The organism is Alteromonas sp. 5NS40-0096, assembly GCF_057544385.1.
The window spans coordinates 52,006-74,718 of the sequence record NZ_BAAJLQ010000004.1 but is presented as its reverse complement, the minus strand read 5'-3'; the positions used below and the strand labels follow the sequence as shown (position 1 = coordinate 74,718).

Annotated in this window: 27 protein-coding genes; 13 read left to right on the top strand and 14 right to left on the bottom strand. The window is 44.9% G+C overall.

What is annotated here, in order from left to right:
- The first annotated feature begins 272 nt into the window (after nt 1–272).
- The 4 genes from AC27G9_RS12910 to AC27G9_RS12895 all read left to right on the top strand — a co-directional run bounded on the left by AC27G9_RS12910 (nt 273) and on the right by AC27G9_RS12895 (nt 4,892).
- A complete protein-coding gene (locus tag AC27G9_RS12910; RefSeq protein ID WP_487075236.1) occupies nt 273–2,726 on the top strand; it encodes a M1 family metallopeptidase in 2,454 nt (817 codons plus the stop codon).
- Complete coding sequence (locus AC27G9_RS12905; protein WP_487074846.1) at nt 2,716–3,231, top strand: DUF6702 family protein; 516 nt, start codon at nt 2,716–2,718, stop codon at nt 3,229–3,231. Before AC27G9_RS12910 ends, AC27G9_RS12905 begins: the two co-directional genes overlap by 11 nt.
- A 62-nt stretch (nt 3,232–3,293) precedes the next feature.
- Entirely contained in the window at nt 3,294–3,560 is a 267-nt protein-coding gene (locus AC27G9_RS12900) for a hypothetical protein (RefSeq protein WP_487074845.1), read from the top strand.
- 6 nt (nt 3,561–3,566) lie between these two features.
- Nucleotides 3,567–4,892, top strand: coding sequence for an ABC1 kinase family protein (locus tag AC27G9_RS12895; RefSeq protein ID WP_487074844.1), 1,326 nt, complete (start codon nt 3,567–3,569; stop codon nt 4,890–4,892).
- On the opposite strand, the gene AC27G9_RS12890 is transcribed toward AC27G9_RS12895, so the two are convergent.
- On the bottom strand, nt 4,886–5,209 hold the full coding sequence (locus tag AC27G9_RS12890; RefSeq protein ID WP_487074842.1) for a DUF6482 family protein: 324 nt from the start codon (nt 5,207–5,209) through the stop codon (nt 4,886–4,888). The genes AC27G9_RS12895 and AC27G9_RS12890 overlap by 7 nt on opposite strands.
- Nucleotides 5,210–5,509: 300 nt before the next feature.
- Between AC27G9_RS12890 and AC27G9_RS12885 the strand changes: the two genes are divergently transcribed.
- Together AC27G9_RS12885 and AC27G9_RS12880 are read left to right on the top strand one after the other, a co-directional pair.
- Nucleotides 5,510–6,367, top strand: a complete 858-nt coding sequence (locus tag AC27G9_RS12885; protein WP_487074840.1) for a DUF3014 domain-containing protein — start codon at nt 5,510–5,512, stop codon at nt 6,365–6,367.
- Nucleotides 6,357–6,920, top strand: a complete 564-nt coding sequence (locus AC27G9_RS12880; protein ID WP_487074838.1) for a DUF1285 domain-containing protein — start codon at nt 6,357–6,359, stop codon at nt 6,918–6,920. Before AC27G9_RS12885 ends, AC27G9_RS12880 begins: the two co-directional genes overlap by 11 nt.
- A gap of 1 nt (nt 6,921) precedes the next feature.
- On the opposite strand, the gene AC27G9_RS12875 is transcribed toward AC27G9_RS12880, so the two are convergent.
- Entirely contained in the window at nt 6,922–8,472 is a 1,551-nt protein-coding gene (locus AC27G9_RS12875; protein WP_487074835.1) for a methyl-accepting chemotaxis protein, read from the bottom strand.
- A gap of 168 nt (nt 8,473–8,640) precedes the next feature.
- Here AC27G9_RS12875 and AC27G9_RS12870 point away from each other — a divergent pair, with 168 nt between their 5' ends.
- The 3 genes from AC27G9_RS12870 to AC27G9_RS12860 all read left to right on the top strand — a co-directional run bounded on the left by AC27G9_RS12870 (nt 8,641) and on the right by AC27G9_RS12860 (nt 10,689).
- Entirely contained in the window at nt 8,641–9,933 is a 1,293-nt protein-coding gene (locus AC27G9_RS12870) for a metal-dependent hydrolase family protein (protein WP_487074833.1), read from the top strand.
- Nucleotides 9,934–10,045: 112 nt separating this feature from the next.
- Entirely contained in the window at nt 10,046–10,510 is a 465-nt protein-coding gene (locus AC27G9_RS12865; RefSeq protein WP_487074831.1) for a hypothetical protein, read from the top strand.
- Nucleotides 10,511–10,521: 11 nt separating this feature from the next.
- Nucleotides 10,522–10,689 (top strand): hypothetical protein, encoded by a 168-nt coding sequence (locus tag AC27G9_RS12860; protein WP_487074829.1) that lies wholly within the window; start codon nt 10,522–10,524, stop codon nt 10,687–10,689.
- A 14-nt stretch (nt 10,690–10,703) separates the two neighbouring features.
- Here the strand turns inward: AC27G9_RS12860 and tusA are convergent, their stop codons facing one another.
- Genes tusA through rph form a run of 3 tightly spaced genes read right to left on the bottom strand, consistent with a single transcriptional unit; the run spans nt 10,704 to nt 12,323 of the window.
- Nucleotides 10,704–10,970, bottom strand: a complete 267-nt coding sequence (tusA, locus tag AC27G9_RS12855; RefSeq protein ID WP_487074827.1) for a sulfurtransferase TusA — start codon at nt 10,968–10,970, stop codon at nt 10,704–10,706.
- Nucleotides 10,960–11,601 (bottom strand): orotate phosphoribosyltransferase, encoded by a 642-nt coding sequence (pyrE, locus tag AC27G9_RS12850; RefSeq protein ID WP_487074825.1) that lies wholly within the window; start codon nt 11,599–11,601, stop codon nt 10,960–10,962. The genes tusA and pyrE overlap by 11 nt, the downstream gene beginning before the upstream one ends.
- Before the next feature lie 8 nt (nt 11,602–11,609).
- Nucleotides 11,610–12,323, bottom strand: coding sequence for a ribonuclease PH (gene rph / locus AC27G9_RS12845; RefSeq protein ID WP_487074823.1), 714 nt, complete (start codon nt 12,321–12,323; stop codon nt 11,610–11,612).
- Nucleotides 12,324–12,487: 164 nt separating this feature from the next.
- On the opposite strand from rph, the gene AC27G9_RS12840 reads away from it, so the two are divergent.
- Nucleotides 12,488–13,351 carry a YicC/YloC family endoribonuclease gene (locus tag AC27G9_RS12840; protein ID WP_487074821.1) on the top strand — a complete coding sequence of 288 codons (864 nt, stop codon included), beginning with the start codon at nt 12,488–12,490 and terminating at the stop codon, nt 13,349–13,351.
- Between the two features lie 35 nt (nt 13,352–13,386).
- On the opposite strand, the gene AC27G9_RS12835 is transcribed toward AC27G9_RS12840, so the two are convergent.
- Nucleotides 13,387–14,334: a glycine-rich protein gene (locus AC27G9_RS12835; RefSeq protein ID WP_487074819.1), complete on the bottom strand. Its 948-nt coding sequence runs from the start codon at nt 14,332–14,334 to the stop codon at nt 13,387–13,389.
- A gap of 386 nt (nt 14,335–14,720) precedes the next feature.
- On the opposite strand from AC27G9_RS12835, the gene AC27G9_RS12830 reads away from it, so the two are divergent.
- Together AC27G9_RS12830 and AC27G9_RS12825 are read left to right on the top strand one after the other, a co-directional pair.
- Nucleotides 14,721–15,440 carry a lipocalin/fatty-acid binding family protein gene (locus AC27G9_RS12830; protein WP_487074817.1) on the top strand — a complete coding sequence of 240 codons (720 nt, stop codon included), beginning with the start codon at nt 14,721–14,723 and terminating at the stop codon, nt 15,438–15,440.
- A gap of 54 nt (nt 15,441–15,494) precedes the next feature.
- The gene (locus tag AC27G9_RS12825) at nt 15,495–16,259 is read left to right on the top strand and encodes a reprolysin-like metallopeptidase (protein ID WP_487074815.1); all 765 of its coding nucleotides are present in this window, start codon (nt 15,495–15,497) and stop codon (nt 16,257–16,259) included.
- A gap of 192 nt (nt 16,260–16,451) precedes the next feature.
- Here AC27G9_RS12825 and AC27G9_RS12820 read toward each other — a convergent pair whose 3' ends face one another.
- From AC27G9_RS12820 to AC27G9_RS12810, 3 genes are all read right to left on the bottom strand, one after another.
- The gene (locus AC27G9_RS12820) at nt 16,452–17,081 is read right to left on the bottom strand and encodes a YiaD family glycine zipper/OmpA-like lipoprotein (protein WP_487074813.1); all 630 of its coding nucleotides are present in this window, start codon (nt 17,079–17,081) and stop codon (nt 16,452–16,454) included.
- A 223-nt stretch (nt 17,082–17,304) separates the two neighbouring features.
- Complete coding sequence (locus AC27G9_RS12815; protein WP_487074811.1) at nt 17,305–18,498, bottom strand: cyclic di-GMP phosphodiesterase; 1,194 nt, start codon at nt 18,496–18,498, stop codon at nt 17,305–17,307.
- 76 nt (nt 18,499–18,574) lie between these two features.
- Entirely contained in the window at nt 18,575–18,892 is a 318-nt protein-coding gene (locus tag AC27G9_RS12810; RefSeq protein WP_487075235.1) for an MGMT family protein, read from the bottom strand.
- A 52-nt stretch (nt 18,893–18,944) separates the two neighbouring features.
- Here AC27G9_RS12810 and AC27G9_RS12805 point away from each other — a divergent pair, with 52 nt between their 5' ends.
- Nucleotides 18,945–19,550: a tRNA-uridine aminocarboxypropyltransferase gene (locus tag AC27G9_RS12805; protein WP_487074809.1), complete on the top strand. Its 606-nt coding sequence runs from the start codon at nt 18,945–18,947 to the stop codon at nt 19,548–19,550.
- Here AC27G9_RS12805 and AC27G9_RS12800 read toward each other — a convergent pair.
- The 5 genes from AC27G9_RS12800 to AC27G9_RS12780 all read right to left on the bottom strand — a co-directional run bounded on the left by AC27G9_RS12800 (nt 19,531) and on the right by AC27G9_RS12780 (nt 22,685).
- Nucleotides 19,531–20,136 carry a glutathione S-transferase family protein gene (locus tag AC27G9_RS12800; RefSeq protein ID WP_487074807.1) on the bottom strand — a complete coding sequence of 202 codons (606 nt, stop codon included), beginning with the start codon at nt 20,134–20,136 and terminating at the stop codon, nt 19,531–19,533. The two genes, AC27G9_RS12805 and AC27G9_RS12800, sit on opposite strands and share 20 nt — an antisense overlap.
- Nucleotides 20,137–20,191: 55 nt before the next feature.
- Nucleotides 20,192–21,172: a hypothetical protein gene (locus AC27G9_RS12795; RefSeq protein ID WP_487074805.1), complete on the bottom strand. Its 981-nt coding sequence runs from the start codon at nt 21,170–21,172 to the stop codon at nt 20,192–20,194.
- A 124-nt stretch (nt 21,173–21,296) separates the two neighbouring features.
- Nucleotides 21,297–21,674, bottom strand: a complete 378-nt coding sequence (locus tag AC27G9_RS12790) for a VOC family protein (protein ID WP_487074803.1) — start codon at nt 21,672–21,674, stop codon at nt 21,297–21,299.
- A complete protein-coding gene (locus AC27G9_RS12785) occupies nt 21,674–22,090 on the bottom strand; it encodes a GFA family protein (protein ID WP_487074801.1) in 417 nt (138 codons plus the stop codon). Before AC27G9_RS12785 ends, AC27G9_RS12790 begins: the two co-directional genes overlap by 1 nt.
- 178 nt (nt 22,091–22,268) lie before the next feature.
- On the bottom strand, nt 22,269–22,685 hold the full coding sequence (locus AC27G9_RS12780; protein WP_487074799.1) for a F0F1 ATP synthase subunit epsilon: 417 nt from the start codon (nt 22,683–22,685) through the stop codon (nt 22,269–22,271).
- Nucleotides 22,686–22,713: the final 28 nt, after the last annotated feature.

The following is a 22,713-nucleotide window of genomic DNA, read 5'->3' as shown; positions in this document are numbered from 1 at the left end:
TGCGGTAAATGGAGGACTAAACACGGCTAAGGGCTAGCACAAAAGCAGGATAAACTCTTACAATAGGGTGTTTGACTAAAACTCCTGCTAAATTTCATCAAAAATACATCGCTTGAACTGGCCAGCAAATCTTGCTTTCGCTGCCAAATTGAGATGATTTTGTACTAATATAGCGGGAACATAATAATCTGAGATTAGGTTGAGCTAACGTTGCACTCGCAGCATAGTCACATCACTAGAATCTCTTTAGCACCCAAGGAACAGATATGAGTATGCCCAAACGCTTGCTGTGGGCTGCATCAATTGCGACTGTGGTCTTCCATGCGTCTGCTAGCGTTGCAGCAATCAAGCAAACCAAAGGTGACTTTGAAGATAAGTTTAGACAACTTGAAGAAGTCCTTCCTACACCAAACGTTTATCGTAATGCAGCAGGTGAGCCAGGCCATGAGTATTGGCAGCAACGAGTCGACTACGATATTGATGTAACGCTTAATGAAGAAAAGCGTCGTATTGATGCGACAGAGTCAATTGTTTACTTTAACAACTCACCCGACACCCTGAAGTACCTTTGGGTTCAACTAGACCAAAACAAATTCCGCAATGATTCAATGTCAGCGCTTACCACGACATTTGGTGGTATCGGTAATCGCGGTCCAGCAACCAAAGCAGCGTCTGCAGGCAAGCCTGCTCAATTGAGCTTGGGCGCATTACGCCGCCAACAGTTCGTTGAAGACAATGAACTGGGTTATCAAATCAAGTCGGTAAAAGACGCCAGTGGAAATGACCTTCACCACGTTATTGTTGGTACCTTGATGCGTGTTGACCTGCCTACACCATTAAAATCAGGTGAAAAAACAGCGTTCAGCATTGATTTTGGGTTCAACATCGTTGAAGAGGATGCCGTATCAGCTCGTTCGGGTTACGAACACTTCCCCGATGATGCTCGCGAAGGCGGAAACGATATCTTCCTACTCGCTCAGTGGTTCCCTCGTTTAGCGGCATACACCGACTACGAAGCTTGGACCAATAAAGAGTTTATTGGACGCGGCGAATTCACTCTTGAATTTGGTAACTACGACGTCAGCATGACAGTACCAGCCGACCACATTGTTTCTTCTACCGGTGTACTAACGAACCCCGAAGACGTGTTGACGCGTAAGCAACGCAAACGTTTGGAAAAAGCTAAAGACGCTGATCGCACCGTATTTATCGTGACCGAAGAGGAAGCGTTAGAAAACGAAAAAGAAGGGACGTCTAAAACCAAAACTTGGCAGTTTAAAGCCGACAATGTGCGTGACTTCGCATGGGCATCTTCACGTAAATTCATGTGGGATGCGAGAGGTTACAACCAAGGTGGTGAAGATCAACCTCATGTAATGGCAATGTCGTTCTACCCTAAAGAAGGTGGCGATCTGTGGAAGAAATACTCCACTGAGTCAATCATCCACACAATGGAAGTTTACTCGCGTTTCTCATTTGATTACCCGTACCCAACTGCGCAGTCTGTCAATGGCCCAGTGGGTGGAATGGAATATCCAATGATTACGTTTAATGGGCCACGTACCGAACTTCGTGACGATGGTAGCCGCACGTACTCACTAGCAGAAAAACGATTCCTTATTGGCGTAGTCATCCACGAAATCGGACACATCTACTTCCCAATGGTCGTTAACTCGGATGAGCGTCAGTGGACCTGGATGGACGAAGGCTTAAACAGCTTCCTTGATGGTGTAGCAGGGCGCGAGTGGGATCCTAATATTCCTTGGGGTGTTGAGCCACGCGATATCACAGGCTACATGAAGTCTTCGACGCAAGTGCCAATCATGACGCAATCTGATTCTGTATTGCGCCTAGGCCCGAACGCTTACACTAAGCCTGCGGCGGCATTAAATATTCTTCGTGAAACCATTCTAGGACGCGAACTGTTTGACTTCGCTTTCAAAGAATATGCGCAACGCTGGAAATTCAAACGCCCAACACCGTCTGATTTCTTCCGTACTATGGAAGAAGCTTCAGGTGTCGACCTTGATTGGTTCTGGAGAGGCTGGTTCTACACCACAGACCACGTCGACATTTCATTAGATCACGTTTACAAGCTTCGCTTGGACACCAAAAATCCTGACATCGATTTCGCTCGCGAGCGTCAATTTGAACAGGACAAGCCTCAATCGCTTACCGATAAGCGCAATAAAGAGGAAGGTATTGAGCTGTGGGTTGACCGTTTTGGCGATCTGAAAGATTTCTATGACGACAATGACAGATTCACAGTCACAAACAAGGAACGCAACAAATACAACAGCTTCCTCGATAGCCTTGAGCCTTGGGAAAAGACGACATTTGAGCGTGCGATTAAAGAAGACAAGAACTACTACGTACTTGAATTCTCAAACAAAGGCGGCTTGGTCATGCCCATTATCCTCGAACTCACGTTTGAAGATGGCACCAAGGAAGAAATGTACATCCCAGCAGAAATCTGGCGACGTACACCAAAAGCTGTAAATAAGCTGATCGTGACAGAGAAAGACAAAGTACTACAAAGCGTTACTGTTGACCCACATTGGGAAACAGCCGACGTTGACGTAGAAAACAACCACTATCCTCGTCGCATCATTCCTTCGCGCATTGAAGCCTATAAAGCTAAGCCGCGTTCAGGAAAAGTAAATCGCGATATCATGAACGATATCAAGACAAAGCTGAAGACTGACGAAGACAAAGATGCAGAGTAAAACTCGAGGCATCGTCTGTTTAATTAAGGGCGCCATTTTGGCGCTCTTAGTTCTTTCTAGTTTTGCGCAAGCCCATCAGCAAAAAGCAGCGATTACGACAGTACTGTTTAACCCAAGAACAGAAAACATTGAAATCATGCACCGTTTCAGTTTGCACGACTCAGAGCATGCTGTAAGGTCTTTGTTCGACAAAACGGCGGATATCATTGACGATAGTCTGACCCAGGCCGAATTCGCTAACTACGTAGTAGACAGATTTGCGGTGCTCGACGCCAACGGCGAATCGTTACCGCTAAAATTGGTCGGTTATGAAATTGATGGTAAGCACTTTTGGGTTTACCAAGAAACGGCAACGCCTCCGGCTCTCGAGGGGCTGAGTATACAGCACGATGTGTTGCGAGACTTATGGCCAGCACAAGTCAACACACTGAATGTTGAAGGTAAAGGTAACGTGAAAACACTCACGTTTTCCGATTCAGCCAAACTGCTCGAAGTAAGATTTTAGTCTTATTGCCATGTCGCTTCTGATACTTCATGATGGTGTCATGTATCAAGGAGCGACTTTCTATGGCACAACCTCAAGACGCATTTAAAGACAAAAAGAACATCATGTGGGTACTCTTGTCAGGCGCAATGGCGCTGACGATTGTCATCCTCTTGTTTCTACCCATTAGTGGGACTGGTGGCAGTCTATTCTCGGTTTACAGTGCCATGCTTTGGTGTGGAATTTTCGGTGCGACCTTAGCTCGCTACATTAGCAAAAGCGGTTGGTTTGGATTTGCTATTGGCAGTGTTAGCGGTATGGTGATCCAAATAATTGCATCCTTGTTATAACCTCTCATGACAGAAAAATCCGCTAAAACCAGCAAGGCTATCCCCACCGGCCGAGTCGCGCGAGTGACTGGCTTAGGTAGCGTCGCGGGAAGAATTGCTACAAGTGTTATTGCTCAAGGTACGGCTCAGTTACTCAAAGGCAAGCGACCTAAGTTGTCCTCGCTTCTGCTCACCCCTAAAAACATTCAGCGCCTAACCGACCAGTTAGCGAAAATGCGCGGCGCCGCAATGAAAGTAGGGCAGTTAATATCCATGGACGGCGGTGATCTTCTGCCCAAAGAACTCTCAGACATTCTAGGTAGATTGCGAGATGATGCGGATCCCATGCCCAAGGCTCAATTAAAAGCAGTACTTGATGAACAATGGGGTGAGGGTTGGAACGATAAACTGTTGTACTTTTCTTACGCGCCTATTGCTGCCGCCTCTATTGGGCAAGTACACAAAGTCATCACACTAGACGGCAGTATGTTGGCCGTAAAAATCCAATATCCAGGCATCAGTGAAAGTATCAACAGTGATGTAGATAACGTCGCATCGCTAATTAAGTTGACTGGAATCATTCCTTCAGAACTCGATTTTACGCCCCTGCTATCCGAGGCAAAACGTCAGCTTCACGATGAAGCGGACTATCAACGGGAAGCAACCATGCTCAATCAATATCGAGACATGATTGCCCATGACGACGACTTTTTGTGCCCTGCTGTCGATGAGCAATGGAGTACATCAAATGTACTGGCCATGACATTTATGAAAGCCGACCCCATAGAAGCACTAGAAGGAGCGCCTCAAGAAACCAAAAACAAGTTGGTTAGTGCACTGTTTCGCCTTTTCTTTAAAGAGGTATTCGATTTTAAACTCATCCAAAGCGATCCCAATTTAGCCAATTTTCGCTATGACGCTGACGCTCAACGGCTCGTCTTGCTGGATTTTGGTGCGACTCGCGAGCTTCCCGATACCCTTAGTTTGCAATACCAACAATTGTTAAATGCGGCTTCCAATGACGACAGTATCCATATGCAGCAGGCAGCATTTTCTATCGGGCTAATGACGCCTGATCACACCGCAGAGCAAATCGAATTGGTCACGCAAATCGGTATGATGGCATGTGAAGCAATACATCAAGAAGGTGACTATGACTTTGGTACCAGTGACTTGGTATCACGCCTGCAAGCGTTGGGCATGGCTCTGTCTTACGACCTTGATTTCTGGCACGTACCACCTGCAGATGCGGTTTTCATTCATCGTAAATTGGGTGGATTGTTTTTGCTCGCTAAACGCTTGAATGCGCAAATCAACCTACGAGACGTAGCCGCACCATGGTTAACTCAATAAGGTAGTTCCATAGTAAAGGGCAGGGCCATGGGGTTAGACGCTTTAGGCGGGTTATTTATCATCTCATCGTACGGAGTGTCATGAACCATCACTGCAGTCTCCACAAAACACTCAGAAAAGAACTCGCGAATCCCGGTAGAGTTATAAAAGCGGTAGGGTTTGTCAGATTTGATGTCATAGACCAATCCGTGACGATGAATACCGTTATCGTTTGTCGTTAAACGCACTAAATACACATTCATCTCGAAAGATAGCACTTCAAGTAACGCAATGTTCATTGGCTGTTTTTCTATCATTTGATAGTTAAATTTGTGCATAGTCACCTCTTGTTTACTGACTCCATATCTACGGGCAACAACAAAGAGCGGTTCAAAAAGCAGGGCTTTGAATGAAGAGAAAGTTAATTTTTATCAAAAAGGTGAAATAAAATCAGTGGTCGTGACATCTAAATACCAAGGGCAAATGTTTATCTAGATAGTGAACTATCGTTCTTATCAACCCGTTTTATATGATGTAATGCATGCGCATTGAACTATTTTGTCTATTGATTTTCCAACAAATAGCTACATCTTTGATAATATTAATATAACTAGGATTCAAATGACGGTGGAATTACTATGAGTGAAACGTCAGAAAAACGTACGCTAGCACCACACCTTATTATTATTGCCGTAATCGTGGTGGCAGTTTTAGCTATTATTTTTTGGCCATCCTCAGATGAACCAGTTGAGGTAGTTGAACAAGCGCCGGCCCCTGTCATCGAAGAACCTGTAGCCATAGAGCCAGAAACACCAGATACCTTTGAGCCTACTCCAGAACCAGAAGCGGTAGAAATCGATCCAAATGCTGAAATTGAGCCCATGGAGCCAGTTATTGAGCCTGAACCAGAACCTCTCGATACGAGTGATGGCGCAGTCAAAGCCGCATTGATGGAAATTGCTACTTCTCCCACTCTTGCCCGTTTACTGGTGAATGATGGCCTAATTCAACGATTCGTGATCAATGTAGTCAACTTAGCCGACGAGGAGACTGCGCCGAACCATCAGCTATTAACGCCTCCAAGCCAGTCATTCCGTATCTATCGCCAAGCAGATAGAGAGTGGATCGATGCAGCAAGTTATAAACGCTACACCCCCTATGTCGAAGTCCTTGAGTCAATGGACAACGACCAACTCATGGGTTTATATGAAGAGTATCAGAGCGAACTACAAGCGGTTTATGACGAAATAGGCAGCCCGGGAACGCCGTTTAACGAAGTATTTGCTGAAGCCATTGACCATCTTTTAGACACACCTGAAATTCCGATGCCAGTCGAGGTTTATACTGACTCTGTTATGTACAAGTACAGTGACGATCGCCTAGAGTCACTCAGTTCTCCACAAAAGCAATTACTTAGAACGGGCCCAGATAATATGCGCCGCATCAAAGCCAAGTTGCGTGAAGTGAAATCTAGCCTCGAAGGTTATGGATCTTAGTCAACTACACAAGCAAATAGACTCGCAAACTGGTGGCAAACAAACAACACTGCCACCGGTGGAATCATGGGACCCCGCCTTTTGTGGCGACATCAATATGACCATTAAAAGAGACGGCCGTTGGTTTTATGAGGGTTCTCCTATCGGACGAGCAGCACTCGTCTCTCTTTTTTCATCAGTAATTAAAAAAGAAAACGACCAATATTTTCTCGTTACGCCGGTTGAGAAAGTGGGGATTGCAGTTGAGGACGTGCCTTTTGTTATTACGGGCTGGGAACATAATCAAGGAATTTTTACGCTAACAACCCAAAGCGGCGATCAATTCGACTTAGACGCAAACCATCCTCTCGAACTCAGACAAGACCCTTTTTCCGCAGCGGGAACCACAGTGCCATACGTCAATGTCCGCCGCAATTTGTGGGGGCGATTCCATCAGAATGTCTACTATCAACTAATAGAACGAGCGTCCTACCACACCACGGACAAGACAACACAGTTACGGCTCTCAAGCGGCGATTATCATTGTTGTCTCGGAGAATTCGAAGACGAATAAATCAGTCGCGATTGAAAGTATCACTCAAACCAGAAATGGTCGTGATGTTTTGGTTAAGCTCCTGCGCAGTATGTTTCATCTCGTCTGCAACATTGCTATTACTCTCCGCCACGTGAAAAATCGTTTGCGCGTTATGTTCGATTTCGTTGCACATTGATTCTTGTTCAGTGATCGCACTCACAATGCCCTTGGAATGTCTGTCTATCTCTTCGATCATCAGATAGATCTGTTCGATAGCGTTAGCGGATGTATTTGCCTGCTCAACGCTTTGTAGCGCGTTATCTCGAGAAACATGCATTGTTTCCACCCACTCCAATAGTGTTGTGCGCATTAAATCCATACTTGAGACAATATTACCAGCAGACTCCTGTGTTCTAGTCGATAATGAGCGAACTTCATCAGCTACAACGGCAAAGCCACGTCCACTTTCTCCAGCACGAGCAGCCTCTATAGCAGCATTAAGTGCTAATAGATTGGTTTGTTCTGCGATCGCTTCAATTTCCCCCATAATGACGCCGACATTATTTGTCGCGTCTAAAAGCTGATCTGCAGTGGATGACGCCGCGTCAACAATACCTGAAAGCTCATGTACCTTGTCGCGACCCGCAAGAATCAGGCCTTTGGCTTCACCGCATTGCTCGTTGGTTTTTACGATGCTTTCTCTGGTGCTTTCCGTATTGTGAAGCATTGTTCTGGAGTGATTGCTGATTCTTTCGATGGCAGAGGAGATTTTGGATACGCCGTCTTTTTGCTGGTGGATTCCTTCTGAAGTCTGATTTACGAAGCCCAGCGTTTTGTTCGATATGAATTCAAGTCGATGCGTTGCATCTTGAGTGCGCCCAAGCACCGCTCGCTGCAAGCCTTTCTCCATGCCCATTCTAAATGTAAAAATTGACTTGATTCCCTTGCCGTCTAACACGAATCGAGAGACGCTATCGTATTCTTTGCGCATGGCGTCGGCCTGCGCGGGCAAAGTAAAAAGTTCCACATGGAACACTATTAAGGCAAGTAGTCCAACGGAGACCACTCCCAATGCAGACCACCAGCTGAAGAAGCTACCAAGTATGAGACCAACGAGTACGCTAAGTACCATAAATCCCATCATTTTCTGAGCGATTGTGATTTCTCTAAGCTCACTTGTTCTGCCTTCATTCACTGCTCGGTAGAGCTTTTCTGCTCGCTCAATAAGGCGACGCTCGGGTTTAACACGAACAGATTGATAGCCAACTCGTTTGCCATTTTCCATAATTGGCGTAACGAACGCATCGACCCAGTAATAGCTGCCATCTTTGCAAAGGTTTTTGACAATCCCTCGCCATGAATGCCCCTTTTCAAGCGCATCCCACATATCTTTGAACGCAGCTTTGGGCATATCGGGATGGCGCACAATATTGTGGTTTTTACCAACAAGCTCTTGTTCTTCATAACCCGCAACATGGCAAAATGCCTCATTCGCATAAGTAATGATACCTCGAGTATCTGTCGTTGATACCAACTCATAGTTAGAGGGGTAGTCAGTTTCTCGATTCTGTACTTGCTGTCCACGTCTCATTTTGACCAACCTTTTGCTTCGCTCTTATGCCAAGCATTGTTAAAACCCAATCCTTGCTATTTATCCTAACGATTGGCTAAACCAACCGGATTGCGACGATGAAGCTTTGATTTCTACTATTGCATAGCCTAGAGTGATGCTCTAGCTCAAAAATCACACACTATAAAAATGAAAAAATTCATCGCATTACTTTTAACGACAACTAGCTACATTTCCTTAGTGAATTGCGCCTACGCGGATACACTGATTCACGCGGGAAATGTGTTCACTGGCAAAACGGATAAACTACAAAAAGACATAACCATAATTGTTAAAGACAATAAAATCGTTGATCTCAAACAAGGGTTTGTCGATCCACAAGATGGCGATACGGTTATCGATTTAAAAGACGCTACCGTTTTACCTGGTTTGATGGATATGCATGTCCATTTGTCTATGCAGCACGGAGGTCCTCAAACTTACTTGAAGCGATTTACCGCAAACGAAGCAGATTACGCACTCACCGCCTTACATTATGCCGAGAAGACACTCATGTCTGGTTTTACTACAGTGCGCAACTTAGGTGACAGTTATAACGAAACGGTCGCATTGCGAAATGCAATCGATAAAGGCCAACACGTAGGCCCAAGGATCTACACCGCAGCTAAATCTATCGCCACAACAGGTGGCCATGCCGACCCCAGCAATGGTGTTGCCAATGCATTTCAAATGCATCCTGGGCCAAAAGACGGTGTTGTTAACGGTATTGCAGAAGCACGAGAAGCCGTAAGGCAGCGATATAAAGACGGTGCCGATGTCATTAAAATTACTGCGACAGGTGGTGTATTAAGTGTGGCTAAAAATGGTCAAAATCCGCAATTTATGGATGATGAGTTACAAGCAATTGTCGATACCGCAAAAGACTACGGTTTAAAAGTCGCAGTGCATGCTCATGGTAAAGAAGGCATGGAGCGGGCAATAAAGGCTGGTGTAGATTCCATAGAACACGGCACGTATATGGACAAAGCCACTATGAAATTAATGAAGAAGCATGGCACCTTTTACGTTCCCACCATTTTGGCAGGCAACTTTGTTGCAGAAAAAGCGAAAATCGATGGTTACTTTCCGGCACTGGTGCGCCCCAAAGCAGCAGCGATAGGACCGCTTATTCAAAATACTTTTTCACGCGCCTATAAAGCTGGCGTGAAAATAGCCTTTGGCACGGATAGTGGCGTGTCGGCCCATGGCGATAACGCTCAAGAGTTTGCATTAATGGTAGAAGCGGGTATGCCTGCGGCTGAGGCGATTCAAAGTGCAACCGTGTCTACTGCTGAGCTTCTCGGGATTAGCGACACACTGGGTACGCTAGAGGCTGGAAAGCTCGCAGATATAGTTGCGGTAAATGGCAACCCACTCGAAGACATATCTATTCTCGAACGCATTGATTTTGTCATGAAAGATGGCGTTGTTTACAAACAGTAAGCTCGCAGACTAAGGCAGCAATATTTGTTGCCTTTTTCTTAACTCATACTTGATAATAATTCTCATTTGCATTAACTTAATTTTGTCTAGAACAAAAATTAAGGAGATACAAATGCCCATGGAAACCCTTTGTCCTGTTTATGTAAGCTGGCTAAAGCATCACCCTGAACACGCTAGAGTACACAGAACCCAAGCCGTCCATGATGCCCATGAATTGTTGATATCAGGAAAAATGGAAGACGCTTATCACGCGCAACGAAAAGCGACAGATATTGCCCTTACAATATTGTTCACACCTTTTGATCCCAATGACAACCAGTTACTGGCAGAAGACTTAACGGCGTTTGGTATGATGGCAATTCAGGTAGCTAAGTACCTTGCAGGCTTTCACGAATACCAACAAGCCCTGTTTGTTCTCGAACAATACAAACAGACACTTCATACTCTACTGCCCATGTTGGCCAACCAAGATACGCTCGTAGCGGTTATCGCCGATATTGAACAAACAATGGAAATAGGTATGGACTACTATCTTGATCACGTTAATGGCATGCCACTCACTCAAGCCTTACACTGAGGAAAGCCATCATGAACCATGATGAATACATTAGCATTGATTTAAAGATTAGTGCGTTGATGAGAATGCTTCGCCAGCATGACGTTCACGCCAGCGATATGCATTGCAAAACGCCTCAACACAAAGCCTTGTTACAGCAACTGATGTTAGAGGCGATTGCGAACACCGCGCAAACCTGAGAGGCTTGAACGGTCTAAACACCTTTTCGTATCAAATATTGATACGGGACGGTTTGAGTTTGTGCCGCAAGTAAAGTGTGTTGCATAAAACGACAAAAACTTGGAACGTCTCGAGCCGTTGACGGGTCGTCAGCTGTTACGCAAAGTGTTTCGCCGTCTTCCATCTTGCGAATTTTCAATCTGATCATCATTACTGGCTCTGGACAACGCAATCCTATCGCCTCCAGTTGATGATTTGCTCTATCCCAGTCCGCAGACTGTGAGATTGAATCAGATGCCATAATTCTCTCTGTATTGTCTCATCGCATCAATATGGGCATCGTAACCACCAACTTCAACGAGATAGTCGATCACATTGCTCATTGAGACGATAGAAACGACCTGCGTATTGAAATCTCGTTCGACTTCTTGAATCGCAGAAAGCTCACCTTGACCTTTTTCTTGGCGATCAAGAGCAATAAGTACACCGGCCAATGTCGCTTGGTTTGCTTCAATGAGTGACATAGACTCTCGGATCGCTGTGCCCGCTGTAATCACATCATCCACCAACATGACTTTACCAGCCAATGCGCTACCTACCAGCGTTCCACCTTCGCCATGACTTTTAGCTTCTTTGCGATTAAAGCAATAGGGTGTATCCACATTGTGATGCTCAGCCAACGCAACCGCCGTAGTTGTCGCAATCGGGATCCCTTTGTATGCAGGGCCAAATAACACATCGAAACTGATACCTGAATCAGCCAGTGCTTCCGCATAGTATCGGCCTAGCTTAGCGAGGTCACCACCAGTATTAAACAAGCCCGCATTAAAAAAATAGGGGCTCGTACGACCCGATTTTAATGTAAACTCGCCAAACTTGAGTACGCCTCTATCAATCGCAAACTCGATAAAGGCTTTTTGAAATGCTTTCAAAGTGCCTCCTACGCCAATGCTGCTTTTTGAATATCGAACAATTCACGCAAACCGTGTTTTGCGATTTCCAACATCTCGCTAAGTTCATCAAACGAGAAGGGTTCGCCTTCAGCCGTACCTTGAACTTCAATCAATTTGCCATCTTCTGTCATCACCACATTCATATCCGTTTCGGCTGTAGAATCTTCGGTATATTCCAAATCGGCAATGGGCGTTCCCTCGTGAATACCAACAGAAAGGGCGGCAATCATATGCTTGAGCGGATTGGCTTTGATCAATCCTTTAGCGCGCATGTAAGTCAGCGCATCGACAAGTGCAACACATGCTCCTGTTATTGACGCTGTACGCGTACCACCATCAGCTTGAATAACGTCACAGTCAATAATAATCGTATTCTCACCCAACAGACTAAGATCGACCGCAGCGCGAAGAGAGCGGGCAATCAGGCGCTGAATTTCTAGCGTTCGTCCACCTTGTTTACCTCGAGCGGCCTCACGCCCACTACGAGTGTGGGTTGAACGTGGCAGCATACTGTACTCAGCGGTTACCCAACCTTTTCCTTGGCCTTTCATAAAGCGCGGTACACCTTCTTCTACTGTGGCATTACACAACACTTTGGTATTGCCAAACTCTATCAATACAGAGCCTTCTGCATGGCAAGTAAATTGGCGTGTAATAGTAACAGGGCGGATTTGGCTGGCGGTTCTGCCGCTAGGACGCATAGTAGTCTCCTGGAAAATCTGATGGGTACGTGTTCTGGGCGTAAGTATACCTCAGTTCCCTTGCTATGTTCACTGCAACACAGCGCCTAAAACAACGAGAATTCAACAAAGTGTGTTATTCTTGCTAAAAATAGCACAAGCATAGGCAATTCAAGGAAAATACGATGATTTTCAGTATGACTGCATTCGCACGACGCGAACTAAAACGCGATTGGGGCACGGTCGTTTGGGAGATTCGATCGGTCAACCAACGGTTTTTAGAGACATACTTTCGTTTACCTGAACAATTTCGTTCACTCGAGCCGGTATTGCGCGAACGTTTTCGCAAAAAATTGCAACGCGGTAAAGTTGAATGTGCATTACGCTTCACTGCTAATGATGCCGCTGTTACAAAACTCAACCTCAACCAAGCGTTAGCAAAAGAAGTGCTGAATGCTGCAGAGTGGGTTCAGTCACAAGGACAGTCCAGTGGTGTGAACCCGTTAGATGTGTTGCGCTGGCCAGGCGTTATCGCGGCAGAGGAAGCGGACATGGACGCCATTCAAGGCGAAATTTTGCAGGAATTTGACTTAGCGTTAGAAGACTTTATTACCGCTCGTTCGACCGAAGGAACCAACTTAAAAGGCATGATAGAGCAGCGCTTATCTGGCATAGAGTCAGAGGTGGCTAAGGTGACAGAAAAAATGCCTGAAGTCATCCAATGGCAGCGAGAAAGAATTCAAGCAAAATTTGAAGAAGCAAAGATTGAGCTCGAAGAAAACCGCGTGGAGCAAGAGATGATATTGCTAGCGCAGAAAGTCGATGTTGCAGAAGAGCTCGATCGCCTTATGTCGCACGTTGGCGAAACGCGTAAAATTTTGAAGAAAGGCGGGGCAGTGGGCCGACGTCTAGACTTCATGATGCAAGAATTTAACCGTGAAGCTAACACCTTAGGTTCAAAATCAATCAGCACAGATATCACACAATCTGCAGTTGAACTAAAAGTGCTTATCGAACAAATGAGAGAGCAGATTCAGAATATTGAATAAGCCACTAACAGCTCGCTATTAGTGGCCTACTGTGGCTAAGGACGGCTTCTTTTGATGAAAAACATCCATGAAGCTAACACGAGCAGAAACAAACTAGGTGGCGCTGATACAGGTTTAGCGTCACGCACTTCATAATCTATTTCGAGCAAACCATTGCCCGAACGCACTCCCGCTATGGTCGATGAAGCACTCAGTAAATCAATGTAAGATGAGCCGCCCGCACCAGATTGACCAGTCCAATTGACGAGATACTGGCCAGCACCACCGATGAGACCACCTCCCGCACCACCAGTCTGCGCAGTACCACTGCCGCCCTGGTTTGACGAGACCTCATTACCGCCATTACCTCCGACTCCCAATGAGCCAGCTCCACCGTCGTTATTTGACACACTAGTGTAGGTCGATGTTCCACCACTTCCGCCAGCAACTTGACTGCCACCTGATGGCAGAGTAACTGAACGATATGGCCATGCGGCACCACCGCCACCACCATAGTAGCCGGCACCGCCGCCACCTCCGGTGCCTCTTCCTAAGCCTTGAACTCGATTGCCGCCAGCACCACCGCCACCGGCTGCAACAAACACACGATCAAGAAGGCTCATTCCACCGATTCGCACGTCAGTCGCGCCACCGCCACCGCCACCAAGCGCTGCCGCGGCTCCAGAGCCCGCGTTACCACCACCATTCCATCCGCCAGAAGTGGAAACCAAACCTCCACCACCAATGAAAATATTGAGAATATCGCCGGCAGTAACCGCTAAGGTGCCACTAACAAAGCCTCCCAATCCACCGACAACACCGCCGGCATTGGATTGACCTTGTGCACCCCATGCTCGAATATCAATCGAGGTAACATTAACAGGAACGACCCATTGTTGGACGCCTCCCGTATAGTTAAATGAAATCATTGCAGCTTGAGCAGTCGACACTATCCCTATGCACGTAAAGCTCGCTAGAACCAACAGTTTTTTAGTCCAATTCATAGCAACTCACCTTTACATTTGTAGATACGACAATAGTACAAAGCAAAAGATGGACCACCGTAAAAAGATCAGTAAGTTAGCCAATTTCCCATTTAAAGATGTAAAAATTATCGACAACTATTTTTATTGATCAAATATTCAATAAAAACATTAGTTCGTCACAATATTCATCAAAAATACATTCAAAATATCGTGCAGCCTATAACCAGTAAATTCGCGGCCTACAGCGTTTCATTGATGTTTTTTCATACTTGGGTATCTGTAAGTTGTTGACATTAAATGACTTATTGATCTACGGTAAAAAACATAAAAAATAATAATAAATGTCTATTCACCGCAATACAGTCAAATATTGCGTGTGATGGACAGCGATGGAATCACACATAATGAATAGTAAAACTACCTTAGTGGCATCGGTTTCGATAGCCGCCCTTGTTGCCCTTGTTGTTTATTTTTCTCAGACATCAAATTCCGAAGATACCGTGGCGAAAGTGCTTCCAAAAGACAATGTCCAACCCGTTGTAACGCCAGCACCGAAAGTGACAAGAAACGGACAGGTTCTCGATACGGGTATCGACCAATTCAACCATCATTCTCCGTCAGCGAACAATACGAAAACTGAATTTCAAGCTTCTGAAAGTGTTCGCGATACTATCGTTTGGCAAGAATCTGAACAGAGTAAAGCTGTGCTTCAGAAGTCGGGGATGATCCCTGCCGACGTGCGAGAAGAGGCCTATGTTGAAGTCGACTTAGATGAGTTACGCACCGTCGAGATTGGAGAATATCTAGACCTCTACATTCCTCAACTTGGTGGAAGCTATACAGGAGAGGTAGACTATATTCAAACCCACCCTAACGGCGATAGAACCGTCGAAGCTCATATCCCCGGTGCTGGTACCTTGTACGCAGCGGTAATTACAATTGGTGAAGAAGCGATTTACGCGAATCTGGCAACACAAGAAGACGTTTTCATTATGGAAGGCATAGGAAAGCACGCTTGGATCGCCCCCAAATCAGCCATGTCCCAAAATCACGTTGAGCATGAAACACACGAGCCAAACGCTCATGGTTCAGACAAGGGTAAAGACCCTTTTTCTATCAACTAACGAATTATCCCCTAAAAAACAATAAAAACACACTAAGTGAAAAAAGGAATAAAGATGATTAAAACACTTAAGCGTCTTACGGCGGTGTTTGCTTCTTTGTTAGCAGTTAGCGCAACTCAAGCAGCCACAATTGATGTGCTAGTCTTGTATACGCAGCCAGCTGCAAACAATGTTTCAAGCATCAGTACGAAAATAAACCAGTACATTTCTCATGCAAACCGAGTCTATCGCAATAACGCTGTAGATCTGCAATTGCGCCTTGTTGGAGCTCAATCTTCAGCAGCAACTAGCAGTGATCTAGAGCCTACTGAGAGTGCACTCAATTTACTAACTAATAGCTCAGGTGTAGGTAACTTCCGAGCTTCTGTTCGCGCAGATATGGTTGTACTACTGGGTACTCGTGAAGATATCTATGAAAATGGCCGCCTTACCGGTTACGTTTGCGGTATTGGCTGGGTAGGTCAAGGCAGTAACGGTAATCTAGCTAACGGTATGGAAGATCGCATGTTCAGCATTTCTGCTGTTGATTGTGGTCTATCAACCTTCGTTCACGAGTTGGGACACAACATGGGTCTTGGTCACTCTGTGCGTCAAGGCTCTATTGGTGGTGTTTATCGCGACGGTATTGGTCATGGAGTAGATAACAACTTTTCTACTATCATGGCTTACCCGCAAGCGTTTGGTCGTGCGACACAACTCGATTACTTCTCTGACCCTTACTGGTCAGGTTGTAATGGTCAACGCTGTGGTGTAGTCGGTGAATCAAATGCTTATCGCGCAGTGAATGCGGTTATCGATGAGATAGCGGCTTACTACTAAATAGTATTACTAGGGGATAATACGGTGAAGTAGTGTTTTAACCCAACCCTGGGTGGGGCTACTTCACCAACAAAGTGCTGTTCGCAACAGCCCACACTTGGTGGTCGTAGGACGAAGATCACAATGTCACACACACTCGACAATAAAAAAGGCCTCTATTGAGGCCTTTTTACTTAGTGTGTTTCCTGGTTTTTATGTGATTGGTTGGATTTCCAGCTCAACCCGTCTGTTTTGTTGACGACCTTCAGCGGTCGAATTCGTCGCTTTGGGAGAATATTCCCCCATGCCCACAATAGTAATTCTCTGCGAATTAACACTGTCTGAAATCAGTTGGCTTTTGACTGCGCTCGCTCGTCTTTCCGATAGTGCTTGGTTATATTCCTCAGAGCCCACATCATCGGTGTGACCTTTAATCAATAACACCGTTTTTTCGTAATTGTTCACAACAGTGGCAACATCATTCAAAATAGGGAAAAACGTTGGACTAACTGCCGCACTATTCGTTGCAAACGTAATATCACCAGGCATAACGAGCTTTAAGTTGTCACCCTCGCGATAAACTTCAACACCAGTATCAGCTAGTTCCTCTCGCAGGGCCTCTTCCTGTTCATCCATATAGTTACCGATGGCTGTTCCGGCAATCGCGCCAACAGCTGCGCCCCAAACATAACGGCTTTTGTCGTGGTCGCCAGTGGCTTTACCCAGTATGGCACCAAGGACAGCACCAATTGCCGCTCCCTTTTGCGTATTGTTTGCCGTAGTAGCGCACCCGCCCATAGTCAATGACAGCGCAACTGCACTTACTAATAAACCTTTTTTCATAACTTCCTCTTAAGACGACGTTGGAATAACAATTAGATAGACAAATGTTGTCGCAAGCTTTATTCCAAAAAAACAGAAAAATTGAGAAATCACAATCAGTATACAGAGACTTAACTGAACACAAGCTAAATAAGTTGTAAAAAGATGTATGAAAAAGCCCACATACAGACGTGTACTGTGGGCTATCATCAAGATTAAGTGGAAATGTGTATGTAATTAGCGACTATACGGCGATGGATTCAGTGAAAAAGCCGTTGAAATTAATTTTGTAGTCACTCGCCAATACGGCTTTTTCAATGCGAACCGTCGTATCCGCAGATAAATCGAGATCTTTGGGTTCAATGTAGTGATTTCCTCGAAGACTATAAAATATCTTCACAACAGGACTTAGCGGTTTATCCTCATTTTGCGTAACGACCATGGCAATGCGTTCATTGTTGAGCTTCACCAAGCTGCCAACGGGGTAGATACCCATACACTTGATAAACAGCTGAACCAACTCTTTATCTAATTTACTCGGCGCATCATTAAGTAGAATCTGTAGCGCCTTTTGGCTAGACATCCCAGCTTTATAACAGCGGTCAGCAGTCAGTGCGTCATACACATCGGCAATCGCTAACATTCGCCCTGCTTTGCTAATCTCCTCACCACGCGAACCATTCGGATAACCGTAACCATCGAGTCGTTCGTGATGCTCACTTACGGTTCTCACTAGGTGGCTTTCAATTTCCATTTCTTCTAATACGCGTACCCCATAATAAACGTGGTCACGCATAATGTTCATTTCCATATCTGTCAGCCTGCCAGGCTTATGGAGGATTTCATCAGGAATTCTAATTTTGCCGATATCATGCAAGAAACCAGCATGAGCCAGATCTTCAATTTCTTTTTCTGACATACCAATGAAACGGCCAAAGTTTGCTAGCAAGATAGCAACGTTGAGAGAGTGTTCGAGTAGGTAGTCGTCTTTTTCACGAATCTTAGTGAGGCACAATAGCGCATCGGGGTTTCTGTCGATGGACTCGATCATGTTCTTAGAAAATTCGCGCGGTATCTTATCGTCAAAAGGCAAACCGCTTTTCACTGCATCCAACAATTTATTTTGGATGTTTTTACCTTTCTTATGAATGCGTTCAGCGCGTGCGATCTCGTCGTCAAAAGAAACTTTAGGCTTATCCTCTACAACCTCTTGAGGTTTAGCTTCTGCTGGTTGTTCTGCCTCTTCCGGAATGAATTGCTTGGACGTATCAATGACAAGCTTTTTTACACCGCGTTTTTTTAACGTAGTGACTACCGCGTTCTTCGTTACGCGGCCTTTATTTTTGACTAGGAGTTTTCCATCTTGCTCAAGGATTTCGTGAACGAACATCCCAGGCTCAAGTTCTTCTATCGTGATAACTTTTAATGGTTCTTGCATGAGTCAGTAAACTTCTTATTTCAAGTAGAAAAAATAACCTAATGAGCCGCTATATACAAGCCAACGAAAGTATAGGTTAATACTGCAATCTAAACAGGAGTTCAGTTAAATCTGGTACCCATTGAAATTCGGCCATTTTTACCCTGTGATTTATCACGGGTACGCCTTCTTGCCAGAGACGGCTTTTTTGCTCTTCGGCGTGTTCAGAACCTTTGGGAAAGGCAAGTTCACCAGAAGCGCGTAATACACGGTGCCACGGCAATGCCATTTCTTCTGGCGCATTGCGCAACGCTCGTCCTACCATTCTAGCACGACCAGGCAGTCCCGCTAAGTCAGCGAGTTGACTATAGCTTGCGACAGCGCCTTCGGGAATGAGTTGAATTGTGTGCCAAATCTGTGCGTCTTTGTTAATGTTGCACCTGCTTTATTAAATGTATTGATGATCTATGCGCCACTATTGCGACAAATGCCACTATCCTGCAACTACCTGTGTATGTGACGCTATCAAACAGATTCACTCACCGGTTCAACTGATTATATTACAACATGCCAAAGAAACCGCCCATGCAAAAAATACAGCGCGATTGGTGAAGTTATGCATACCCGATACTCAGATTATCCAAGCTAGTGGTGAACTCCAATCAGATGTAGCAACATTGAATCGTATTATTACCGATAAACGGTGTGCGTTAATCTATCCATCTGAGGATAGCCAGCCAATAGAAGAAAAGACCAGCTGGAAAAATCTTTCAACTGCGCCTGAAGTTTTGCTATTTATCGATGCAAGCTGGAAGCAAGCTCACGGTATGTATAAATCCATACCCACATTACAAAGCTTGCCAGCCATTCATTTCCAATGTGCGCCAAGCAGTGAGTACGAAATAAGACACACTTCACTGTCCTATAGCTTATCGACCTTAGAAGCCGTCAAGTACTGTTTAGAAACGGGGTGGGGAATCAGTGCAGCTGCACTGACAGATGCCCAAGCCAAGTTGATTTCCCATTGGCAAGGGCCTCTTCATCACAGGCGTGTTAAGACTGAGAGATCATAGACACATAACGTTTTTGATCTTCCACTAAATCAATCCAGTTTCTGATAGCAGGGTAGTTATCAAGGCTAAAACCACCTTCATGCGCAACGTGAGTGTAAGCGTACAGACTAATATCAGCCAGTGTCAGCTTTTCGCCTATCAAATAGGGAGTCGATGACAACTGTGTTTCCATCACATCTAAGGCTTTATAGCCCGCGATTTGCTTTTGCTCATACTCGGCTTTTCTGTCATCAGGTAAGCCAAGATAAAGCTGAATAAATCGGCACACCGCAATATAGGGCTCGTGACTATACTGCTCAAAAAATTGCCATTGAAGCATCTTAGCGTGGTCATACGTACTTGTAGGAATTAAAGGCGAACCCGAAGCGATATAGTACAAAATGGCGTTGGACTCCGAGATGATTCTGCCATCATCCAATTCCATCAAAGGTATCTTTGCATTGGGATTTTTTATTCTAAAACTGTCTGTTTGAGTCTCGCCAGCGAGAATATCAATGTCTTCCCAGTCGCATGATTTCCCCAACAATGACAAAAGAAGCTGTATCTTGTAACAATTGCCAGAACGGCTATCACCGTAAATTTTCATGCTCAATATCCTTTTTGAAATACCCTAGTGGCTGAGGTTATAAATTCAACACGCGTTATGCAAACATATTTTCCATTGCCGCCAGTAACAACCAAGACAAGGGTAACAGGGTAGAGACAGTAATCACTTTAATAACTTGCGGCAAATCCAGCGGCCATTCACTCAAGCTGAATACTTCTTCTTTCTGATTCTGTAATAGCTCGAGTTTGCGCAGTCTAACGTCGTCCTCTAGTTGCGGTTCCACCGCCGAATTATCGAACAATAATTGCATTTGATTATTAAGGTTTTCAATAACCACCTGCTTTTGGCGCTTCATCATAAAGCGCATTTTCAATACTGGCCAAAAGACGTAAGAAATCAAAGCGCCCATCAAAAATGCCAAGATAATAATATCAATCACAGGCACGGGTACCCGATACCAGAATACGGGCGTTATGGCCAACACAGCAATCGCAAACACAGTATTGGTTAATACCAGATCTGATATAGGTTTGAGCTTTCTTAATTCATATAAATCAAACTGTGTTTTGCCAACAAAATGGCGAATCACATAAAGCGTAATAAACGTAATTTGAAACACGAAAAGCCAGATAAAGAACCAAAAGGGTACGGCCATCAAATTCAGTAGCAGCACGTGTAACTCTAAATCCAATGCCAATAAATTTTCAGTTGTCAGGTAGATAAGCGTTACCGAAACAGACAAAGTTGCGGCCAGTAATACATGTTTTTGTAAACGGGTTTCAAGGCGCTGTCGATGTATAGAAAAGTCGGCCAAACGATGTTGACTCAATAAATAGTTGACCAAGCTTTTAGCGGCATGCTGGTGGAGCAAACGCACCGTTAACCAAAGATATCCCGTTACCACAGGCATGCCCAACGCAGCATTAAAGTCTCGTTGTTCTCTGAGTATATTGGTAGCGGGAAAGTCTAGTGAACCGGCAAAATAATTGAGCAATAAGCACACAAGCGTGTAGAGGCTAGGAAAAACCCAGTAAGGTAACTCTACTTTTGTACTGTACTGTGCGTTTGTATTCATATATTACGACTTCATTTCATGGCGTCCTACCGCTTACTACAGCCAAGTCCTTGCGAATTATCGCTGGTATAAAATCGCTTGGGACTATAATGTAAATCTCAACATAAGTACCGATATATTTGTTTCAAACCGTTTCATTTTCGTCTTGCAAAGCGTCTGACCAGACAGCAAATTCGCCGCTGTCAGGAGCGATAAAATGAAATCTTGCCCCTCCAGGGAATCTAAAAATAGGTTCGCTGATTTGTGCACCTGCCGCTTCAATCTCTCGCTGAGAAGCGACGAGGTCAGTACTGTAAAAAACCAATAAAGGTGAACCTGATTTTGATTCAAACGAACAGTCACTTTTATAAATTCCACCTTCTCTATCGCCAGTAACAAAGGCGGAATAATCTTCACCATATGAGGTAAATGTCCAGCCAAATACAGCGGTAAAAAATGCTTGGGTTACGGCCAAATCGCGACTGGGAAACTCGGTATAGTGTAAAGCGTGATGACTTGGCATTATCGGTCCTCGGATAAGCTTGCGTAAGCAGCAAAAACGTCGTCGCCGGTCATCATGCAAGGACTTTGGGGCAAATGGTAGTATTCAGGTTTCTGATCAATAAATATTTGGGTGGATAGCGCTACCGGCTCTGCTGAATCAAAAAGTGCGATAGGGATGTAGTACTCCTCATTTTGTTTCAAACGGTAGAAAAGATGGGTACCGCAATGTTTGCAAAAGCCGCGTTCCGCCCACTCAGAAGATGCATAAATCGAAATATCAGCCTTAGGTTCAAGTTCTACTGATTGGTTGGCTCTAAAAGTGAAAAGTGGTCCACCGCCCCATTTGACACAAGTTACGCAGTGACACGCACTGATGTCAGTAACGTTGTGACCATAGTGAATGGTGATAGCCCCACATACGCATTGCCCTTGCATGAATAGACTCCTTTTTCATATTGACAACTTGCCCTTTTTAAAACGAAAAATTGACAAATGTCTATTTGAAACAATTAAGTAAGCCTAATACAAGATAATGCATATTGCTCGCCATTCACCGCATTTTAGACATAAAAAAACCCAGCAATTGCTGGGTTTTTAGCGTTTTGATTATCGCTTACTTACGCATTTTTTGAATCAACTTCAATTGCGCTACCGCTTCTGCTAATTGAGCAGCAGCTTCAGCGTAGTTGAAATCTGCACCAGCGTTAGCGATGTGCTCTTCGGCACGACGTTTGGCTTCTTCAGCAGCTTGTTCATCCAAGTCTTCAGCACGAACCGCAGTGTCTGCAAGAACCGTTACATTGCCAGGTTGTACTTCTAGTACACCACCAGCAATATAAATAAACTCTTCTTCACCGTGCTGTTTGACCAAACGTACCATACCGGGCTTGATTGGCGTTAGTAGTGGGGCGTGGCCAGGATGAATACCTAACTCACCTTCCTCACCGGTCACCTGTAATGTTTCAACACGACCAGAGAAGATTTGCTTCTCTGCGCTTACTACATCCAAGTGAACTGTCATTGCTGCCATGGGACCTCCTGATTGGATACGTCAGCAT

Bases quoted from the DNA above. Each gene is read 5' to 3' on its own strand.
- AC27G9_RS12910 (WP_487075236.1), top strand. From the start codon at position 273: ATGCCCAAACGCTTGCTGTGGGCTGCATCAATTGCGACTGTGGTCTTC.
- AC27G9_RS12905 (WP_487074846.1), top strand. From the start codon at position 2,716: ATGCAGAGTAAAACTCGAGGCATCGTCTGTTTAATTAAGGGCGCCATT.
- AC27G9_RS12900 (WP_487074845.1), top strand. From the start codon at position 3,294: ATGGCACAACCTCAAGACGCATTTAAAGACAAAAAGAACATCATGTGG.
- AC27G9_RS12895 (WP_487074844.1), top strand. From the start codon at position 3,567: ATGACAGAAAAATCCGCTAAAACCAGCAAGGCTATCCCCACCGGCCGA.
- AC27G9_RS12890 (WP_487074842.1), bottom strand. From the start codon at position 5,209: ATGCACAAATTTAACTATCAAATGATAGAAAAACAGCCAATGAACATT.
- AC27G9_RS12885 (WP_487074840.1), top strand. From the start codon at position 5,510: ATGAGTGAAACGTCAGAAAAACGTACGCTAGCACCACACCTTATTATT.
- AC27G9_RS12880 (WP_487074838.1), top strand. From the start codon at position 6,357: ATGGATCTTAGTCAACTACACAAGCAAATAGACTCGCAAACTGGTGGC.
- AC27G9_RS12875 (WP_487074835.1), bottom strand. From the start codon at position 8,472: ATGAGACGTGGACAGCAAGTACAGAATCGAGAAACTGACTACCCCTCT.
- AC27G9_RS12870 (WP_487074833.1), top strand. From the start codon at position 8,641: ATGAAAAAATTCATCGCATTACTTTTAACGACAACTAGCTACATTTCC.
- AC27G9_RS12865 (WP_487074831.1), top strand. From the start codon at position 10,046: ATGCCCATGGAAACCCTTTGTCCTGTTTATGTAAGCTGGCTAAAGCAT.
- AC27G9_RS12860 (WP_487074829.1), top strand. From the start codon at position 10,522: ATGAACCATGATGAATACATTAGCATTGATTTAAAGATTAGTGCGTTG.
- tusA (WP_487074827.1), bottom strand. From the start codon at position 10,970: ATGGCATCTGATTCAATCTCACAGTCTGCGGACTGGGATAGAGCAAAT.
- rph (WP_487074823.1), bottom strand. From the start codon at position 12,323: ATGCGTCCTAGCGGCAGAACCGCCAGCCAAATCCGCCCTGTTACTATT.
- AC27G9_RS12840 (WP_487074821.1), top strand. From the start codon at position 12,488: ATGATTTTCAGTATGACTGCATTCGCACGACGCGAACTAAAACGCGAT.
- AC27G9_RS12835 (WP_487074819.1), bottom strand. From the start codon at position 14,334: ATGAATTGGACTAAAAAACTGTTGGTTCTAGCGAGCTTTACGTGCATA.
- AC27G9_RS12830 (WP_487074817.1), top strand. From the start codon at position 14,721: ATGAATAGTAAAACTACCTTAGTGGCATCGGTTTCGATAGCCGCCCTT.
- AC27G9_RS12825 (WP_487074815.1), top strand. From the start codon at position 15,495: ATGATTAAAACACTTAAGCGTCTTACGGCGGTGTTTGCTTCTTTGTTA.
- AC27G9_RS12820 (WP_487074813.1), bottom strand. From the start codon at position 17,081: ATGAAAAAAGGTTTATTAGTAAGTGCAGTTGCGCTGTCATTGACTATG.
- AC27G9_RS12815 (WP_487074811.1), bottom strand. From the start codon at position 18,498: ATGCAAGAACCATTAAAAGTTATCACGATAGAAGAACTTGAGCCTGGG.
- AC27G9_RS12805 (WP_487074809.1), top strand. From the start codon at position 18,945: ATGCGCCACTATTGCGACAAATGCCACTATCCTGCAACTACCTGTGTA.
- AC27G9_RS12800 (WP_487074807.1), bottom strand. From the start codon at position 20,136: ATGAAAATTTACGGTGATAGCCGTTCTGGCAATTGTTACAAGATACAG.
- AC27G9_RS12795 (WP_487074805.1), bottom strand. From the start codon at position 21,172: ATGAATACAAACGCACAGTACAGTACAAAAGTAGAGTTACCTTACTGG.
- AC27G9_RS12790 (WP_487074803.1), bottom strand. From the start codon at position 21,674: ATGCCAAGTCATCACGCTTTACACTATACCGAGTTTCCCAGTCGCGAT.
- AC27G9_RS12785 (WP_487074801.1), bottom strand. From the start codon at position 22,090: ATGCAAGGGCAATGCGTATGTGGGGCTATCACCATTCACTATGGTCAC.
- AC27G9_RS12780 (WP_487074799.1), bottom strand. From the start codon at position 22,685: ATGGCAGCAATGACAGTTCACTTGGATGTAGTAAGCGCAGAGAAGCAA.